This is a genomic window from Nostoc sp. C110 (assembly GCF_043099725.1).
Taxonomy (GTDB): domain Bacteria; phylum Cyanobacteriota; class Cyanobacteriia; order Cyanobacteriales; family Nostocaceae; genus Nostoc; species Nostoc muscorum_A.
In genome coordinates, this window is sequence record NZ_CP171148.1 from 4,811,462 (window position 1) to 4,830,578 (window position 19,117).

Consider the following 19,117-nt stretch of genomic DNA (forward strand, 5'->3'; position numbering starts at 1 on the left):
ATAAACTGGATGTTCTTAGTTTTGATCACAAGTACAAATAGCGTAACGGTGTTTTTGCGGAATTTATGAAGAGGGGAAAATAAAGTATCAGCGCATTTGCGGTAATGTATCGAAAATTATCCAAACAAGACTGAAAGCTTAACAATTCCGATCTAAGTGCGATCGCTACACTAAAATACATTGGCATTCACTTAATGTCAAAGACAAGCCAATATTTGCCTTAACACGTATAAATACTTATTAAAGGCGAAAGCGCTTGCCAGAACACAAGCGAGGAAATGTGAGATATGCCTGGGGCGTGAGCCTACGGTGGGCAGGTAGGCGATCGCAGTTAAATATTTTCTTGTTGGGGGCGTAAGCTTTTAATCGTAGCGGTCAAAACTAGGACAATTGCTAAAACAAACACGGTATTTCTGAGTATTGAGTTATCAGAGTGTTTGAGTGCGATTGCTACTAGTGCCCAGAGTATTACTCCTGCATAAGCGATGTCTCGACGCTGGATAACTATAACTGCTGCAACTGCTGTTGCTATCAATGCCATGATGAGAGTCCATGTTATCGCAGAAATTCCCCAACCGTTCCACCCGTGAAAATACAAGGCACACGCTATATTGACAATGGTCGCCACGCTAATCCAGCCTAGATAAATGCTGATCGGAAAATGAAGACACCATTTTTTCAGCCTAGGTACACGCGATTTGCCAATTTCTAACTGTACATAAACACCAATCAAGGGCAACAGAATCAAAAGCATTGCAATCACAGAAAGAGCAAAAAGCCTAGACAAAAACAGATATACCCAAATACTTTGAGCAACACACGCAATCACCAAGAGATAACCTGTCTTACGTAAATCAGACTCATCTCGTTGGTTAGGTAAAGCTTGGTATATTCCAAAAGCAAACAACCCAAGGTAAATTAGCCCCCAGATAGCAAAGGCGTAATTGGCAGGAATAATCAGGACATTTTTAAATAAAGTATTGGAAATTTCCCCTATACTAAGTCCATTGAGCGGAAAAACGTTCGATAGTACGTTGATAACGAAAGCACCAAAGATTGCAGCCAACGTAACAAGCTGTCGCCAAAAATCCCGGTAATTGCCTCTTGTGGACTGCTGCATAGGATGTTAACTGTTATCTTTTTGTGACTGTAACCATAAGTTTGCTCTGTGATTCGTTGACCAAGATGAGTATTTATACTCATGGCTGATCTCTTGGTTTTAAGGTTACATAAACCCTGAACTTTCGGCAACTGTATGATTTTAAAACCAAATACTAAAACTGCGATCGCAGAAAGTTAAATCAAGCCTTTGGGCTTGTTCTGCGGCAGACTGATGGTTACAGTGACAATTTGAACAATATGCGATGCGATCGCGGATTAAGCATATTAGCAATAAGAATAGAGACTATTGCGTTGCCGATAAAATTTAGTTGTTCGTGTCGCCTTTGATGCGTAAAGAAAGCGATACACACGTTTGAAGCACTATGATCTGCACTTATATAGCTAGAATTAGCTGTAACTTATTATAAGCACAATACTCTCCATAGCTTTGACTTGGTGCAAAGATAGTTTACAAAAGTTGCTCAACCAGTTGCCATAATATTGTCTTCTAGCCTTTGAAGACTTAAGGGTAAAAGTCAGATATCGAGCAAGTCAACATTTTGGTACACTCAATTCATCTGGAAGGCTCATTTTTTAATATATTAAATTAGATAACTTGCTAACTAATTCGATTTATACAAATAAGATGAGCATTGAGAGCATTAGTATAAAAAACATCAAAATACAACAAAATATTATCTTACAAAAGATTTTCGATTTATCTTCAACTCCAACCCCAAATGCTGCTCACATACAACAAATAACCGAGACTTTAGTAAAATCAGTGACAACAATTGAAAAAATATGTTTCCAGCAGCAAGTAACACCTGCCAACCTGACTAGTTCATCCCGCCAAATATACTCCTGGATGAAGTTCTTGACAGATGAATGCAATCTGAAACTTCATCTGCAAAGAACTTATTATGTGCGGCAAATCGCTAAAGAAATCCTCAGTACACATGGTCAAGAATCAGTCGAATTAATGATTGAATTCACTAATCTTGCACTCTTATACAAGGGTAAAAAGTCTAGTAACTTTGCTAAAATCGTGATTAATGAAGGTTTTATTAATGCGTCAGAAGAAGTTTTACAGGCGGTAATGAAATCTGCCCTTTTGGGGAATAGCCAAGATAGTACACGACTTATTAGGTCGTTTGCCAGTTCATCAGAATACAGTAATGTACTACTGGAACTTGATTTAATTGCTGAAGTAATTGCAGGAAATGCACAAGGTAAATTTTATAACCTACATCATTTATTTGATAAACTGAACCACGAATATTTTGCGGCAAATCTTGTCAAACCACGCCTTGCATGGAGCCAAATTAACACTTACCGTAAGTTCGGACATTATGAGACAGCTAGAGATCGTGTGGTGATAAGTTTAACTCTTGACGATGCCAATATACCGGAGTTTGTTGCTGAATTCGTTTTATATCACGAATTGCTGCACAAGTACCACGGTATAAAGTGGGTTCAGGGCAGAAGAATGGTTCATACAAAAGAGTTTCGTGTATATGAAAGCAGGTTCAAGTTGTACAAAGAAGCATCTGTGTGGCTGAAAAAGTTGGCATCTAGCCCAAGACCGTAAATATGTTGAGTCAATATTTTATAGCACGTTAACGCTATACAAAATAGTAATATAGATTAAAAAACATAAATTACTGTAAACTCCTATGGCGGACATAAATGGTAATTGGTTAGGAACTTACTGGCAAGATGAAATGCCAAGTCGATTTGAAGCAACTTTTGTGCAAAGTGGAAATGTTCTCAAGGGTTCTATTTTGGATGATAACTATTTAGGAGAAGCGACTGTTAGCGGTGAGGTAATTGGACGTAATATCAGCTTTACAAAGCTTTATTTAATAACTTCGCCTTCACCAGTTACATACACAGGTACAGTCTCAGAAAATGAAGATTATATGCAAGGAAAGTGGAGCATTGGCTCTCGCTACTCTGGTTTATGGGAGGCGCGGCGAAATGGAGAGAATCTGATTGTAGATTTACAAACTTTGCTGGAAAAGCAAACTGTATTAACAACTTCAAAAAATACATAACTGAAATAGAGTAGAAAGCAGCCTTAAGCGAAGGGGTTGCTGTAGGCCTTACTACTGATTCTAAAGTTAACAAAAATTAGAATGCACAAATGCTCAAACCTGAAAAACTTTGTCAGAGTAGAAATAAGGGTTTTGACATTTACCTATGTGCAATTAAATGACTCAAATATTTGAAGGTGCAACGAAAACAGACGATTATATCCGTGTTGCTCAACTTGCAGAAGTTCAGGCAGCAGGCAGTTTATTAGTCCACAAGGAAAAGCATACCATTGCTTTGTTTTATTCAAACAATACAGTTTATGCAATTGATAACCGTTGTCCTCACATGGGCTTTCCCTTACAAGGAAGCACTTGCAAAGATGGTATTGTTACATGTCCTTGGCATTATGCCCGCTTTGATCTTGCTAGTGGTGGAACGTTTGACTCGTGGGCAGATGATGTTCCTTGTTTCCCAGTAGAAATCCGTGATGGTGAAGTTTGGGTAAATTTAGCGCCACTAGTTAACCCTCATAGCCACCACTCCCAACGTCTGCAAGACGGTTTAGAGCAGAATATTTCTTTAGTGATTGCGAAATCAACGCTTGCACTCTTAGATATAGGGGTGAATCCGGTAGAACCATTTCTCATGGGGCTAGAATTTGGCACTCGTTATAACAAAGCAGGTTGGAGTACAGGTTTGACTATCCATACCTGTATGATGAATCTACTACCTTATCTCGATGTAGAAGACAAACCCAGTGCTTTATTCCACGGACTGTCAGCAGTAGCTAATGATAGTGCAGGTGCGCCACCAGAGTTTGTCGTTCACCCATTACCCAACTCTAAAGTAGATTTTGCGACTCTCAAAAACTGGTTTCGCCAATTTGTTCAGGTGCGGGATGCTGAAGCGGCACAAAGATGTTTAGTCTCTGCTATTCGTTCAGGAGCTAATTCAAAGCAAATAGCAGATATGCTGTTCTCTGCTGCTACGGATCGTCGCTATCTTGATGTTGGGCATACGCTTGATTTTATCAATAAAGCATTAGAAGCACTTGATGCTATAGCTTGGCAAGCAGCAGAATCAATTCTGGCTAGCCTAGTTTCGGGTTTAGCCAATGCCTCCCGCATGGAAGAATCCAATTCTTGGCGCTACCCTGTAGATTTGGTGGCAATATTAGAGTCGGCTTTTGAGCAATTACCGACTGCATTAAGTGTGGGCAAATCTCGACAAGGAAGTTGGTTACAACCAGATGAACTAATACCAATTTTATTAGGTGAAGACCCACAAGCGATCGCAGACTCGCTGTTGAATGCACTAGAAGCAGGTTGTACTGAAGAACAATTAGCTGGTGTAGTTACTTATGCAGCAGCATTACGAGTAGCTCGCTTCCACACCAATAATGACTTTGGAGATTGGAATTCAGCCCACCATCCATTTACGTTTGCAAATGCCGTACATCAAGCTTTACGAAGAGTACCAACAGTCGAAGTGCTAAGAGGTGTGTTTGATGCAGCGATGAGTGTGTATTTAAATCGTTTTTTGAATGTCCCACCAGCACGCCTGCCAGAACCTAAAGACACTGTGGAAAATCCCGAACAATTACTCCAGCAGCTACCAGATTTATTAAACCGTCAGCAACAAGTAAACCAGACAGGGCAATTAGTTGCTAACTATTTATACAGTGGTGGTAGTGCTGAAAAACTGATGGCAAGACTGGGAAAATTGATGCTACGAGAAAACCGTGATTTTCATGTCATTCAAGAAATAGAAGCCGCTTTTCGTCAGTATTCTTACCTCGGTCAAACTTCGGCTGGAATTCATATACTAGTGGCTGCATCTCGGTATTTAGCCGCTCATTCTCCGACAATGCGATCTCAAGGGCAAACTTATCAAATTGCGGAACGTTTACATCAGGGCGATCGCTTATTTGAGGAATCGTGACCGAAAATTAGATGCGTTTGCTCTGAGTCGGAAACGCTGCGCGTAGCTTGCTTCCTCGTAGGGGTACGACGAACGCTCATCAACATTCATCAGTAATTATCAAACAAAATGCTGATGATAACAGATCCAATGATTCTAGTAATTGAAAAATAGAATAGGGAGTTGGGAGTTGGGAGTTATTATCTTGATCTCCCTCATCCTCCTCATTTCCCCCACTCTGCTTTCTATTACAAGAGGTAATATCAAGTCAAAATAATCACTGATTATTAAAATCTAGGAAATTTATTACAACAGTTTTTTGATAATAACTAACAGCTATAGCAATCCTAAATCAATTTCAAAAAATAGATTAAGCGCAATGTGAAATATATCTTGATTAAAAAACGTATTTTAAGAATTACTCATTGGCAAGATATACCAAATATAGAGAAGTTGAAAAACGACATTTTTCATAGGGGCACAGCATTGCTTGCCGCTAAAGAAGGCTTATTCGCTCTTATAAGGATATTCTGGAACAGCCTATTTTCGTTACATATCATGATGATGTTGTACAGATGATAAGTTTTGTATCTAATTGGGTTTCAAAAATTGCAACACTTTTGTGTCGGCATTTTTGAGAGCCTTAAAGAGGTTTTAATAATTTCAGAGTGAGTAGTATTTTTATTTCGCCAGAGATATAAAACAGGATTAATTATATTTAGGCTTATTTCATCAGAAATTTATAATTGCGATCATTGTATTATGCGAGTATTACAACGATCAAATAAATTTGATCTGCAAAACTATAAAGGTTATACATTATGTCCATTATTGTTGGTACTCCTAACAATGACTTTTTGGTGGGTACTAGTGGTGACGATCAGATTTCTGGTCGTGCAGGCAATGACAACATCTCCGGGGACCTTGGAAATGACATCATTGATGGTGGAGATGGCAACGATACTTTGGCTGGTAATGGCGGCAATGATACATTCAAGGGCAGTCGAGGTGACGACAGCATTGATGGTGGTGATGGCTTTGATACCGCAGACTACAGCAACTTAGGCAAAAACATTACCCTCTCAGGTGTAGGAACAATTACCAAAGCTGGGGGTTTTGGAACAGATACAGTCTTTAAAGTAGATAGGGTGATTGCAGATGCGACTGTTGCCAACAACACTATAGATGCCTCTCAATCTTTGCCTGGGGTAGCTGCTGTTGCTGACTTAGAAGCCCAAACCATCTCTGCTCTTAACGTTCCTGGTTTGGGAACATTGACATTTAATGTAGTCAACTTTGACAACGTTATCGGCACGATTAATGATGACACCCTTAAAGGCGACAGCCAAAATAACCAATTAACTGGTCTAGCTGGCAACGACCTGATTGATGGTAGAGGTGGCAATGACCTGATTGATGGTGGAGATGGCAATGATACATTGTTCGGTGGAGATGGCGATGACACCTTTAAGGGTGGTCAGGGTAACGACAACATTGATGGTGGGGCTGGCTTTGATACAGCAGACTACAGCAAATTAGGTAAAACTATTACCCTCTCAGGTGTAGGGACAGTTATCAAAGCTGGTGGATTGGGCCAAGACCAACTCTTGAAAGTAGATAAGGTTGTTGCTGATGCTAGTGTTGCCAACAATACTATAGATGCCTCTCAATCTTTGTCTGGAGTAGCTGCTGTTGCCGACTTAGAAGCCCAAACCATCTCTGCTCTTAACGTTCCTGGTTTAGGAACATTAACATTTAATGTAGTTAACTTTGACAACGTTATCGGCACAATTAACGATGACACCCTTAAGGGCGATGGTCAAAATAACCAGTTATCTGGTCTTGCTGGTAATGACCTGATTGATGGTAAAGGTGGCAATGACATCATTGATGGTGGTGAAGGCAGTGATACGTTGTTTGGTGGTAATGGTAATGACACCTTTAAGGGTAGTCAGGGCAATGACAATATTGATGGTGGAGTCGGTACAGATACCGCAGACTACAGCAAACTAGGTCAAACTATTACCCTCTCAGGTGTAGGGACAGTTACTAAAGCTGGTGGATTAGGACAAGACCAACTATTGAATGTAGAAAAGATTATTGCTGATTCTACTGTTGCCAATAACACTATAGATGCGGAAGCATCTTTAGCTGGTGTATCAATCACAGTTAACCTACAAAGCCAAACATTGACAGCTAATAACGTTCCTGGTCTAGGGACATTACCATTTACTGTAGTTAACTTTGACGATGTAATCGGCACAAATGGAGATGACTTCATTGCTGGCGATCGCCAAAATAATAAATTAACAGGCAATGGCGGCAATGACACATTTAGAGGCAGTCAAGGTGACGACAGCATTAATGGTGGTGATGGCTTTGATACAGCAGATTACAGTAGCTTAGGCAAGAAAATTACCCTCTCAGGTGTAGGGACAATTACTAAAGCTGGCGGTTTCGGAACAGATACAGTCTTTAAAGTAGATAGGGTAATCGCTGATGCTAGTGTTGCTAACAACACTATAGATGCATCTCAATCTTTGGCTGGGGTCGCTGCTGTTGCTGACTTAGAAGCCCAAACCATCTCTGCCCTTAATGTTCCTGGTTTGGGAACATTAACATTTAATGTAGTTAACTTTGCCAATGTCATTGGCACAATTAACAATGACTCCCTTAAGGGCGACGGCCAAAATAACCAGTTATCTGGTCTTGCTGGGAATGACCTAATTGATGGTAGAGATGGCAACGACCTGATTGATGGTGGAGATGGCAATGACACATTGATAGGTGGTGCAGGCGATGATACTTTCAAGGGCAGTCGGGGTAACGACAGCATTAATGGTGGAGATGGTTTGGATACAGCAGACTACAGCAAACTAGGCAAAGCCATCACCCTATCAGGTGTAGGACAAATCACCAAGGCTGGCGGCTTCGGAACAGACACAGTATTTAAAGTAGAAACAGTTATTGCTGATGCTAGCGTTGCTAATAACACCATAGATTCCTCTCAATCTGTTGCTGGTGTATCTGTCATCGCTAACTTACAGGAGCAAACTATCTCTGCCCTTAATGTTCCTAGTCTGGGGACAATAACATTTAATGTACTCAACTTTGATAATCTCATCGGTACAAATGCAAGTGACAGCATTACTGGCGATAGCCAAAATAACCGATTAGAAGGTAGAGATGGTAATGACACTATCTCCGGTGGCTTCGGTAATGACACCATCATCGGTGGGCAAGGTAACGATATTCTCACCGGTGGTTTTGGTGCAGATAAGTTTATCTTCAATAGCTTAAGTGATGCTATTGACATTATCAAAGATTACACCTTTGGTCAGAGTGACGTAATCCAAGTTTCTAAAGCAGGGTTTGGTACTACTAACAGTGGAGACTTTACGTATGACAACTCTAGTGGTAACTTGTCTTTCTTAGGTAATCAATTCGCCTTCATTGAAAATCTCTCATCCAATGTGAGTATTCAATTAGTGTAAAGTTCTACGGGTTATATCTCCATGACAAGTTAAAGCTTTTTGCCCTTTGTTGTGGAAGCACTGACTATTAGTTTACACATAACAAATTGAGAGTAGTACAGACACGAGTAATTGTCTCTGTACCCCAGGATAAAAGTTATGTTGCAAAAACAGAATGAGGTTGGGCTGGTAAAAGTATGAATTGTGTCAACTCTCACCAGCTAGCCCTCAAAAAATTTGGTTATTCAGTACTTTATATCCTAAATCAATCTGCTAGAAACCTGAAAATATTGCTGTACGGCAAAAACAGGCGTTATCTTTTAAAATTTTACGCTTTTCTATTAGTTAGGTATTCGAAGCTAGATTTTAAAGCTAGATTTTGATGTTTAACTAATAATTTGGTGCGAAAAATACTGGAAAACCAAAAGTTTTTGCAACATATTCATTGAATATGGCAGTTGCTTCAAATCTCTCGACCCAACACACTATGGTAAACGCATCTAAGGTATAATAATCCTTTAACAGCAAGGGGGTTAGCGTTTGATAGTTTAGGCTATTTTCTAGCTAAAAGCCTTATTTAGTAAGAGTTTTATAAATTCGATGCGTTTGCCATGAAAAACATACTGTTTAATTTTTGGTGTTGAATTATCCTATTTTAATGATATTATTCTACAAAATTAAGGAGTGAGCTTGGTGCAATTTACAATCAATCAATTATTCAAGAAGCTGTCTGTAAAATATTTAACCGTAATTACAGGTATAGTCACGATTCTCCCATTACCAGTTAATGCAGCTACATTTTTAGTAACGGAACGTGCAGGTTTAGAAGGCAACGATCAAGTCAGTTGGGGAAGTTTGGGTAAAGTATTCAATCCCTCTGCTCCTGACTTTTCTGTTTTTTTACCTAATTCTTTCTCAACAACATCCCAAGGTGGTTTAGGGTTAGATATAAATATAGCTCCAACTAATAATCCTCGGGTTACTCCACCGTTTGTTTTTCAAACTTTACCTTCCCCTGGAATTCGGAGTAACTTTGCTTTAGGTGATTTTATTCTCTTTGGAGGTATAGATCCAACAGGTTTTATCCCTCTTCCTCCTGGTACTCCTGATCCTGGTACTAAGGGTAACGGTGAACCTTTAACAATTAGTTTTGCCCAGCCTGTTTTCGGCGCTGGGGCTCAGATAGCTATAGACAGTAGTAAATTGAAAATTGAAACTTTTCTCAACGCTTTTGATAGCACCAATAACCTGTTGGCTAGTTTCTCAGTTCCAAATATTTCGTCCTTAGCATTAGATAATTCGGCAGTGTTCTTGGGAGTTCGTAGTGACACTCCAAACATCTCACGACTAGTTTTTAGTAGTTCTGCTCCCCAATTCGGTTTGGCCATTAATCAGGTAAGTATTCTTGCAGTTCCCGAATCGACTTATACCTTGGCAATATTAGCTTTTGGTGTTTCTGGTGCTGTTTTGAAGCTACGCCAACGTAACTTAGCCAAATAATTAATTCTAATTCGTAATTTGGAAGAGGGTACAGTAGCCCACACCAAAATCTCTGATTGGGTGGTCTGCAACATACTCTTTCCGAGGCACTTTGAGTAGTAAAATCCCCGTAGCAATGAGTACGTGGACTCGCTTTCTCGTGTCGCTATCAGTCATTAGTCCAGAGCTAAGGAGATTTTTGAATAAGAAATTACCAGATCAAACAGTCATTTTCCCATTAGGGAATCACAACTAACTCAATAGATCAGGGCGATCGCACGGGATTTCAGAAATTCCTGCTGTATAAGGATATTGACGAAAAATAGGCTAACTCAAAAAAAGCCAAAACCCTTGCTATTAAAGGATTATTATACTTTAGATGCCTTTACCCTGCTCAATAGGCCGATCAGGTAATTTATTTTACGGAAATCATCTAGCACTGATTGTAATTACGAATGATGTTAGCAATACTCGTTAACGTCACGATCAATACGACTTATTTTGATGCTCATACAGCGTCGAAATAGCTCGTGATTGAAGAAGTTTGAAGTTCCAGACATACTCCAACTTCTATCAGACGTAAGTTCCGCAACATTTTGATCTTTAGCCAAATTAAAGTCAATGTCATACAAAGAAGTCGAACACATCATAGAAGCTAAGATACAAAAAGCTATACGGAAGCACGAGATCGTAGTTGCTTTTATTAGTAGTATTACTGGCTTAATTTTCATAATGGGTTTATTCCACGCTATTTCGCTCAACCACGCTCAAATACACGCATTTTGCTTGAACTGATTACTGATTGCATTCAATGGGTCTTTACGATTGAGCATTCCCTGCTGTGCATAAAATCAATCCGAGTTACATATATTTTTTAAAAAAGGGAATTGCACTATGGAGAGCAAAAATAATAGCAGGCCTATATTGGTCTTATTTTTGACTGTATTTATAGACCTGCTGGGCTTCGGAATTATTCTGCCGATACTGCCTTTGTATGCTGAACAATTCGGCGCAAAACCTAATGAAGCCACTCTACTTGTGGCTATTTATTCTTTAATGCAGTTCTTATTTGCACCACTATGGGGCAGATTTAGCGATCGCTACGGTCGTCGTCCGGTTTTATTACTGACCTTATTCGGTTCTGTAATAGCATACACAGGCTTAGGTTTAGCTAACTCATTATGGATGTTGTTTCTTGCTCGTAGTCTTGCAGGAATTATGGCAGGAAATATTAGTACTGCTCAGGCATACATCGCAGATATTACTACGCCAGCTAATCGAGCCCGTGGTATGGGCATAATCGGAGCAGCTTTTGGTCTTGGCTTCATTCTTGGCCCAGCTATTGGAGGTCTTCTCATCGGGTCAGATCCAGACAACGCTAACTTTCATTTACCGTCGTTGTTCTCAGGTGGATTATCTTTATTCGCATTGCTTTGTGCTTTGATGTTACTTCCTGAATCTCTAAATTCTGAAACTAAAGCCAAAATGCAAGCTAATCGCCACCGCCGGCGACGGCTGAACTTATTACAACTGTCACAGCGTCCACAGTTTTGTGTGCTTGTAGGCATCTACTTTTTTGTTACCTTTGCAGTTGCAGCTATGGACTCTACATTAGCTTTATGGTCTAAGCAGCAATTAAACTGGGGCCCTCAACAAACTAGTTATCTTTTTGCTTTCATGGGGATTGTTAGCACAATCGTTCAAGGAGGACTAATCGGATTCCTCAAGAAAAACTTTGGTGAAATCAAATTACTGACATTGGGGATATTAGGGTTAGGTTTAGGATTACTGCTAATTGGATTCTCACAAAGCTTAAGTTTATTGTTGGTTGCTACTACACTTGTGGCATGGGGAATTAGTGTTAGTCAACCAATATTGAATAGCCTAATTTCCCAGATGACTGCCCCAGAAGAGCAAGGACAAATATTAGGAATTGCCAGTTCTTGTTCTGCCTTAGCACGCATCGTTGGGCCAATTTGGGCAGGGATTAGTTTTATGAAATTTGGGAGTGATTCTCCTTTTTTGAGCGGATTTTTAGTAATGATTGTAGCTTTGTTTCTTAGTTTACGAGTTACTAAAAGTGCATCTGAATCAAACAAAGAACGTATAGCCTGACAATCCAAGTCTTAAAGGATCTAAAGTTATTGCTGATGTATCCAAAACTTTAGATTCTCCTAAATGCTCCTTAAAAAGGAGAACTTTGAGGAGGTTATTCTCCCCTTGCTATTAAACATTACGAATTACGAATTACGAACTACGAATTAATAATATGACAGGTCGCCGAGTATTATTTTTAGGCATCTTTGTAAGCATCCTCCTAACCTACGCAATTTGGATCGGTGGGAGCATTCCTGCAAGCATAATCAAACTTCCTGACCAAGGATTAAACTGGTACTACTGGAAGCTTCCCCAACCAACCTTTTGGAGTCGAACGACAGCTTGGGGTATGTACATTGGGCATCAGTTTAGCATCTGGGCGTGTATCTTGTGGGCGCAGCGATCGCAGTTGAAATACAAATCAGCCCTGCACCCGATAAATTACCTCATGCTTGCCATCAATGGTATATTTATCGCTTTACACTTCCTCCAGACCTATATTTGGTACGATGCTCTCGCTCAAGATACTTCAATTTGGGCTTCTCAAGGTGCAGTTGTACTGTTACTGGTGTTCGTACTGATTTTAGAAACACCTCGACGCGGTTTGTTTTTTGGCAATTCTGTTCCATTCCATCAACAGTTTTTGCAAATTATCAAGCTGTACCACGGCTACTTTTTCTCCTTCGCCGCCATCTACACCTTCTGGTATCATCCAATGGAAGCAACTGTAGGGCACTTAATTGGTTTTCTCTATATGTTCTTGCTTCTGCTCCAATCGTCGTTGATCTTTAACCGCGCCCATGTCAACCGTTGGTGGACATTCACTTTAGAAATTACAGTGGTTTTACATAGTGTAGTTGTATCTTTGATGCTAGGACAAAGCAAGTGGCCAACATTTCTCTTTGGTTTTCTTGGCATTTTAGTACTTACCCAACTCCACGGTCTACCTGTTGGTATCTGGACTAAACGTACTATCTACGCAGCCTTTTTAGTCAGTGTAATGGTCGTTTATGGACTTACTGAACGCGGCTTGGGCAGAATTTACGAAGTAACCTATATTCCTCTGATTGAGTTTGGGCTGGTTGGCGCAATTTACTTAATCTTTTTGATCGTGTTATGGACAATTTCTCGTGTACCTATCAAGACGTAATCTGATACCCGTTAAAATATTTGATATGTTTGTAGTAAAGACTTTAGTCCTTTCTCCAAGACGCTACGCGAGCAAAATCAGGACTTCAGTCATGACTACAAACGTTTTTGAAGTAAGTTTGATTAGCCAGAGATGTTATGAATAAATATTAACAACTAACTATCTTACTCACCACCACTAATACTTTTTTGTTGTTGATAACGCAGTTTAAACTGGTTTTGTTGTATTTTATGATCCACAATTGGGTCGGGATAGCCAACAGCATGACGTTCTAAAGGTGGAATTTTTCCAGTAACTAAATATTCTGTATCTACAGACCTTAATTCTGATACCCATTGCCGAATATATTCCCCTTCTGGATCAAATTTTTGTGTTTGACTGGCTGGGTTGAAAATCCGTACAGGTTTGGGGTCCATACCGCTAGAAGCACTCCATTGCCAACCGCCATTATTAGCAGACAAATCTCCATCAATCAACTTCTGCATAAAGTATTTTTCTCCCAATTGGGGATTAATTAGCAAGTCTTTGGTGAGGAAACTAGCAACAATCATTCGACACCGGTTGTGCATCCAGCCACTTTCATTCATCTGGCGCATTGCTGCATCCACAATAGGGTAGCCAGTTCTTCCTTCACACCAAGCTTGGAAATGTTCTTCATTAGTTTCCCAAGGAAAGTTCTTAAAGGTGCCGCGGAAAGCACCATCGGCTAATTCGGGAAAGTTATACATTGCGTGTTGATAAAACTCCCGCCAAGCTAATTCCTGTTGCCATGTGCGGATATTAACTGCTGTTTCCTCACTGCGGCTATTTTCTAGTGCTTCTATGGTGGTTTGCCAAACAGTGCGAATGCCAATTACGCCAAATTTTAATGCTGCACTTAGTTGTGATGTTCCGTCAACTGCGGGGAAATTCCTCTGTTCTTGGTATTCAGTAATAGCTTTATTAGTAAATTCTTCTAATCGTTCTTGTGCCGCCGCCTCTCCTGGTGAAATAATTAATTGTTCATCCCAAATAAATCCTAAATCTTTTGCTGAAGGTAGTGCGATCGCTCCTGCAAGTTTGGCAATTTCCTGTTCGGCTTTCGTTAATCCCTCAATATTTTGTAGTGTTTCTACGGGTTGAGCCTTCGGTTTAGTAATCCAATTTTTCCAGAAGGGGGTATAAACCGTGTAAGGACTGTTACTACCGGTGCGGATCTCATCTGGGGAATTGAGGATTTGATCCCAGTTTTGATTAAGAAACTCAATACCTTTTTCTTTGAGGGCATTTATAATGGTGCGATCGCGTTCTTGTGAATAAGGTTCTACATCCCAATTCCAAAAAACAGCTTTGGCATTTATTGCCTCTGCTAAAGCTGGTATAGCTTGTACAGGATCGGCGTAGAGTATTAACAACTGGCTACCAACTTGAGCATATCGCTCTTGGAGTTTCTGCAAACAGCCAATCATATAAGTTACTCTCACAGGAGCAACATCATCCCGTTCTAGAATATGTGGATCGAGACAAAACACGCCCACCACCTTCGGACTCCGCCGTTTTGCCGCAGCCAGCCCCGTGTTGTCAGAAATGCGTAAATCGCGCCGATGCCAAAACAGAATTAAGTCAGACATTCTATGCTGTATATAGTTCACCCGTACTAGCTTAGATGCTAGTGGTACCAATGAACATCATTCTGGCGATAAATTATATTCTGTAAATGGGCATTGGGCATGGGGCATTGGGAATTGGCATTGATTATTAAATCAATATTCTCCTCTGCTCCCCTGCCTCCCCTGCTCCCCTTCCTTCCTACCCCATTCCCCGGTTTGTCAGTCGGGAATAGTGGCTTTTTACTTCAAAGATAGAGTATACTCTTCTTAACAGTTAATTAGTCTTTTTGTCATGGCTAACCTACTACTTGATGACGGTACGATTGAGAGCGATTTAGGCGAAATAGCTCGTGAACTTGCGCCTTTTGGCATTCAACTCAGACATTACGACCCAGGAACATCGCTACTCTTCCCCAATCTGTTAAGCCAGGACGTTTTAACTGAGTCTGAGAAACGTTATTGTGTAGAACTCCATAACAGCGTTTTTGAATTTCTTCAGCAAGAAAATGGCGCTATCTGGCGTGACTTGTTAAATGTGCATCCAGGTTCCTTTAATCTTCACCATCTGATAGCAACCTACAGCCGTTACCATACTCATCCTGCACCTGAACCCCTCTACGTGTTAGCAGGAGAAATGATCTATGGCTTCGTGCAACCTGATGGCAGTCAGGTACAGCTTTTAGTTCAGGCACAAGACTATCTTTACATCCCCGCCGAGGTTGAGCATTGGTGTAGTCCAACTGCGTCGTTGAATTTCAAAGCAATACGCTATTTTGCGATCGCCGAGGGTTGGGTTCCCAATTATACGGGTACTCAAGTTAGTGATTCACTCAACAAGCCAAGTTAAAGCTCAGTTACATTATTGCAAGCTCTGATATTTCTTACTTAATGCTTTAACGTGTCGCAGAAGTCCCCACCTTCTCTGCGAGACGCTATTTGCGTTCAATTACTCTAATGGTAGGTATTGTGAGCGGGGGGATTCGTCATCGCCCTTGCCGTCTCCCCTTGGGAGAAAATTTTCTGATAGAATTATTTGGTCTTGACCATCAATGCCATAAGCGAAAACCAAGCTAACAGGTAAAGCCTTTTGCGGGAGGAGCTTATGCAGGAATCTGTGGTCTATCAAAGAATTATTAGACAAGGAATTGAGCAGGGGAGACGAGAAGAGGCATTGTCAGTAATTATGCGCCAACTTCCTCGGCGAATTAGGTATAGTTGCTCCAGAATTGCGTAGGCAAAGCCCGTCGTAGACATCGCAGATTGAAGATTTGTCTCTTACTCAATTAGAAGATTTAAGTGAGGCGCTATTAGATTTTTCCACATCAGCCGACTTGACAAAATGGTTAAATAATGTAGTGCAAAGCTGAAAGATTCACTCAACTTCCTCACAGAGAATTAACAGCGTTTCCATCGCCTCTGCTAGAGAAATCAACTCTGTCCAAGAGGAGCCACTAACTAGATTTTGGGCGTGAGCTAATCGGTTTCGCAACTGTTCAGCAGACTTTAGGAAACGTTCACCAAACCGTTTGGATTTTAATCCCAGTTGCTGGAGAAGTTCTGGCTGATTTAAAATCAACTCTCGCTTATCACAAAATTGCAGATAATCTAACAAATCCGTAGCTTCGTTTCTTTCCTGACTCTCTCGCCATAGCCGTTGAGCAACTTCTAAGCGCTCAGGTTTGAGGACTTCTTGCCAAGAATCTTGAGGATAGTAAATCCGCACCAGCCGCAGCAAATTCATTTCTAGGAGCGTTACCAAGCCAAACAGCAGCATTCGTGCGGGTGCTTTCTGCAAATCGCCACATGTAATAATACCACTTACCTGATTGCAGTCCAAGACAAACAATCGTGGAGTTTGTTGCAGGATGGGTAGCAACTTTATCAGTGGGGTGGAAATGGCTATTAGTTCTTTGGGATGAAACACCCGTTGATAGTCGCCACACTTGCCTTCTTTACCTTGAATCAAACTGGAGCGTTCTACATAACCGCTTATAATATCTCCTGTCTCAACGCCGATAACATCAAAATTTTGTGCCTGCATCCAATGCAGCACTTCTGTCACCTCCGCATTAGCTGGCATAGCTTTGAGGGGTTCTGCCACATATTCAATGGTGATATTGTTCTCAAATAAACTTCGCAGGTCTTGAGAACGCGATTTTAGGTGTTTCATCCTCCGGTTGTGAACTCACGCTTAGATAATCCTAGGGCACTCACGCGATATCTGCGACGGGCTACGCCTACGCCAGTGGAATTTTCTACCAGATTACCCCTGCGTAGGCGTAGCCCGCCATAAGCATCGCTATCTCGACAAACACCATAGACCAATATCATACTATCCTAGTTACTATAAAGATAGTGACGCTTAGATATTTTCAAGGAACAAAATACTTTGCAACTACAAAAAAATAAATATTGATGTAGTTATTTATATCAGATTAGTTGATTAATTTTGCCAAAAATGCCGAAAATTCTCGCAAAAAAAATGTTATTACTAAAACGAGATATCGAATTGATAGTTGGTAGAATTTTACCAAGATAACCAAAATTGATAAATAATATTATTATGCCAAGAAAAGAACAAGGATGGGTTACATTTCAAACCTCAGAGGACGAGCGGAAGATTCTTGAGGAGTTCTGCGAACAGTCTCAACGCACCAAGACTGAGATTTTGCGAGAACTTGTGCGTAGTCTCACTCAGCATTCTTCAGCAGCCGTATTACCACCACCTCAGCAGGAAAAACAGGAAGATATCTACTATACTCAAAAGCCTGACATAGAAAGTACTATTCCCAAGAAATCACTAAAAGTTAGCTCTCGTAATATTCTTAAAGGTGTTGTTAAACGAGTTATTTATGGAGCAGTTAATAGTGAGGTAACTCTGGAAATTATTCATAAAGTAGAATTAACCTCAATTATTACCAGAGCTTCGGCAGAAGAGTTAGAACTATCTGAGGGAAAAGAAGCTTATGCAGTGATTAAGTCGAACGATATTGTCATTGCTAGAGAGTGACATGACTCCGGGCTGAAGCCTCGGAGCATCTAAGAATCACTTCTTAGTTTTCCTAGTTTTTAAACCCATTTTTCTGATAAAAATACGGGATTTTAGGCGTTGGGTATTAAATGTCAGCGTAGGCGTAGCCCGTCGTAGATATCGCATCTACACCCACAGCAAAACTGACAAAGGTTACAACTTTTAGTAAGGATTTTTTGATAGAGTGATGCTTTGTCAAACGCTCTCATATTCATGTCGTCCCAGGTATCGCTCCCCCAATCGCTCCATCCATACCTACCCATCACCGCTCTTGCGCCTATGCAGGATGTGACAAATCTCTGGTTTATGAAGGTAATTGCCCACTATGGCAGCCCTGACTACTTCTTCACCGAGTATTTCCGCGTCAATGATACCTCACGGCTCAATCGTAACATTCTGGCAGCAATCACCGAAAACGACACGGGTCGCCCCGTTTTTGCTCAAATGATTGGCGAAAGCATTCCAGACTTAGTAAGAACAGCAATTGATCTCTGCCGCTATAATATCGCTGGAGTTGATTTGAACATGGGCTGCCCGGCACCTAGAATCTATCGCAAAAATGTTGGGGGTGGATTGTTGCTCTCACCAGAAAAAGTGGATCGGATTTTAGCAGAATTGCGGCAGGCAGTGAACGATCGCCCTTTGACTGTCAAGATGCGCGTAGGTTTTGAAAATACAGATAACTTTTACAAAATTCTAGATATAATCAATCGCCACAACATTGATTTATTGAGTTTGCATGGTCGCACAGTGAAAGATATGTACCACGGGGCAGTGAGATATGATTTGATTGCTGAAGCAGTTAAACGAGTCGATTGTCCAGTACTTGCCAATGGCAATATCAACTCTGCAAAAACTGCTATTGAAGTGCTTTCTCAAACGGGCGCAGCTGGTGTGATGGTAGGGCGCTGGGCGATTGGCAATCCTTGGATTTTTAATCAAATTCGGCAAGCTTTGCGTTTTGAGCCGATCGCACCCGTGCCTTTAGTAGAAGTACGCAATTATATTGATCGTTTATGGCAGACCCCCACAGCAGCAACTATGCCAGAGCGATCGCGTGTAGGCTATCTGAAAATGTTCCTCAACTACATTGCTCTGAGTGTTGACGCTGAAGGTCATTTCCTGCGGCTGATGCGACAGACGCAGACCGAGATAGAATTATTTAACCTCTGCGATCGCGTTCTCCTTGCCGATCTTACGAAAACTTTAGCCCTAGCACCATCCTTGAGCGTTTAAGTAA

The 19,117-nt window shown here is 40.8% G+C and carries 15 protein-coding genes; 11 read left to right on the forward strand and 4 right to left on the reverse strand.

Annotation, left to right across the window (positions count from 1 at the left end):
- Window positions 1-331: 331 nt before the first annotated feature.
- Window positions 332-1,120, reverse strand: coding sequence for a tryptophan-rich sensory protein (locus ACFFRD_RS25965; protein WP_392478368.1), 789 nt, complete (start codon window positions 1,118-1,120; stop codon window positions 332-334).
- A 627-nt stretch (window positions 1,121-1,747) separates the two neighbouring features.
- Here ACFFRD_RS25965 and ACFFRD_RS25970 point away from each other — a divergent pair.
- The 7 genes from ACFFRD_RS25970 (at window position 1,748) to ACFFRD_RS26000 (ending at window position 13,257) form a co-directional block, all read left to right on the forward strand.
- Complete coding sequence (locus ACFFRD_RS25970) at window positions 1,748-2,692, forward strand: M48 family peptidase (RefSeq protein WP_392478370.1); 945 nt, start codon at window positions 1,748-1,750, stop codon at window positions 2,690-2,692.
- 85 nt (window positions 2,693-2,777) lie between these two features.
- Window positions 2,778-3,158 carry a hypothetical protein gene (locus ACFFRD_RS25975; RefSeq protein ID WP_392478371.1) on the forward strand — a complete coding sequence of 127 codons (381 nt, stop codon included), beginning with the start codon at window positions 2,778-2,780 and terminating at the stop codon, window positions 3,156-3,158.
- Between the two features lie 157 nt (window positions 3,159-3,315).
- Window positions 3,316-5,079, forward strand: a complete 1,764-nt coding sequence (locus tag ACFFRD_RS25980; protein WP_392478373.1) for a Rieske (2Fe-2S) protein — start codon at window positions 3,316-3,318, stop codon at window positions 5,077-5,079.
- 800 nt (window positions 5,080-5,879) lie between these two features.
- A complete protein-coding gene (locus ACFFRD_RS25985; RefSeq protein WP_392478375.1) occupies window positions 5,880-8,552 on the forward strand; it encodes a beta strand repeat-containing protein in 2,673 nt (890 codons plus the stop codon).
- A gap of 672 nt (window positions 8,553-9,224) precedes the next feature.
- Window positions 9,225-10,031, forward strand: coding sequence for a hypothetical protein (locus ACFFRD_RS25990; RefSeq protein ID WP_392478376.1), 807 nt, complete (start codon window positions 9,225-9,227; stop codon window positions 10,029-10,031).
- 915 nt (window positions 10,032-10,946) lie between these two features.
- Window positions 10,947-12,125 carry an MFS transporter gene (locus ACFFRD_RS25995; RefSeq protein ID WP_392478377.1) on the forward strand — a complete coding sequence of 393 codons (1,179 nt, stop codon included), beginning with the start codon at window positions 10,947-10,949 and terminating at the stop codon, window positions 12,123-12,125.
- A gap of 154 nt (window positions 12,126-12,279) precedes the next feature.
- Window positions 12,280-13,257, forward strand: coding sequence for a hypothetical protein (locus ACFFRD_RS26000; protein ID WP_334809767.1), 978 nt, complete (start codon window positions 12,280-12,282; stop codon window positions 13,255-13,257).
- A gap of 164 nt (window positions 13,258-13,421) precedes the next feature.
- Here the strand turns inward: ACFFRD_RS26000 and ACFFRD_RS26005 are convergent, their stop codons facing one another.
- Window positions 13,422-14,867 (reverse strand): deoxyribodipyrimidine photo-lyase, 8-HDF type, encoded by a 1,446-nt coding sequence (locus ACFFRD_RS26005; protein ID WP_392478379.1) that lies wholly within the window; start codon window positions 14,865-14,867, stop codon window positions 13,422-13,424.
- A gap of 271 nt (window positions 14,868-15,138) precedes the next feature.
- Here ACFFRD_RS26005 and ACFFRD_RS26010 point away from each other — a divergent pair, with 271 nt between their 5' ends.
- Both ACFFRD_RS26010 and ACFFRD_RS26015 read left to right on the forward strand, forming a co-directional pair.
- A complete protein-coding gene (locus ACFFRD_RS26010) occupies window positions 15,139-15,693 on the forward strand; it encodes an acireductone dioxygenase (protein WP_392478380.1) in 555 nt (184 codons plus the stop codon).
- Window positions 15,694-16,114: 421 nt separating this feature from the next.
- Window positions 16,115-16,213, forward strand: a complete 99-nt coding sequence (locus ACFFRD_RS26015) for a DUF4351 domain-containing protein (protein WP_392478382.1) — start codon at window positions 16,115-16,117, stop codon at window positions 16,211-16,213.
- Window positions 16,214-16,218: 5 nt separating this feature from the next.
- Here the strand turns inward: ACFFRD_RS26015 and ACFFRD_RS26020 are convergent, their stop codons facing one another.
- A complete protein-coding gene (locus ACFFRD_RS26020) occupies window positions 16,219-17,016 on the reverse strand; it encodes a hypothetical protein (RefSeq protein ID WP_163939244.1) in 798 nt (265 codons plus the stop codon).
- Window positions 17,013-17,177, reverse strand: a complete 165-nt coding sequence (locus ACFFRD_RS26025) for a hypothetical protein (protein ID WP_392478384.1) — start codon at window positions 17,175-17,177, stop codon at window positions 17,013-17,015. Before ACFFRD_RS26025 ends, ACFFRD_RS26020 begins: the two co-directional genes overlap by 4 nt.
- 232 nt (window positions 17,178-17,409) lie before the next feature.
- On the opposite strand from ACFFRD_RS26025, the gene ACFFRD_RS26030 reads away from it, so the two are divergent.
- Window positions 17,410-17,856 carry a molybdopterin-binding protein gene (locus ACFFRD_RS26030; RefSeq protein ID WP_392478386.1) on the forward strand — a complete coding sequence of 149 codons (447 nt, stop codon included), beginning with the start codon at window positions 17,410-17,412 and terminating at the stop codon, window positions 17,854-17,856.
- A gap of 234 nt (window positions 17,857-18,090) precedes the next feature.
- Window positions 18,091-19,113: a tRNA-dihydrouridine synthase family protein gene (locus ACFFRD_RS26035; protein ID WP_392478388.1), complete on the forward strand. Its 1,023-nt coding sequence runs from the start codon at window positions 18,091-18,093 to the stop codon at window positions 19,111-19,113.
- Window positions 19,114-19,117: the final 4 nt, after the last annotated feature.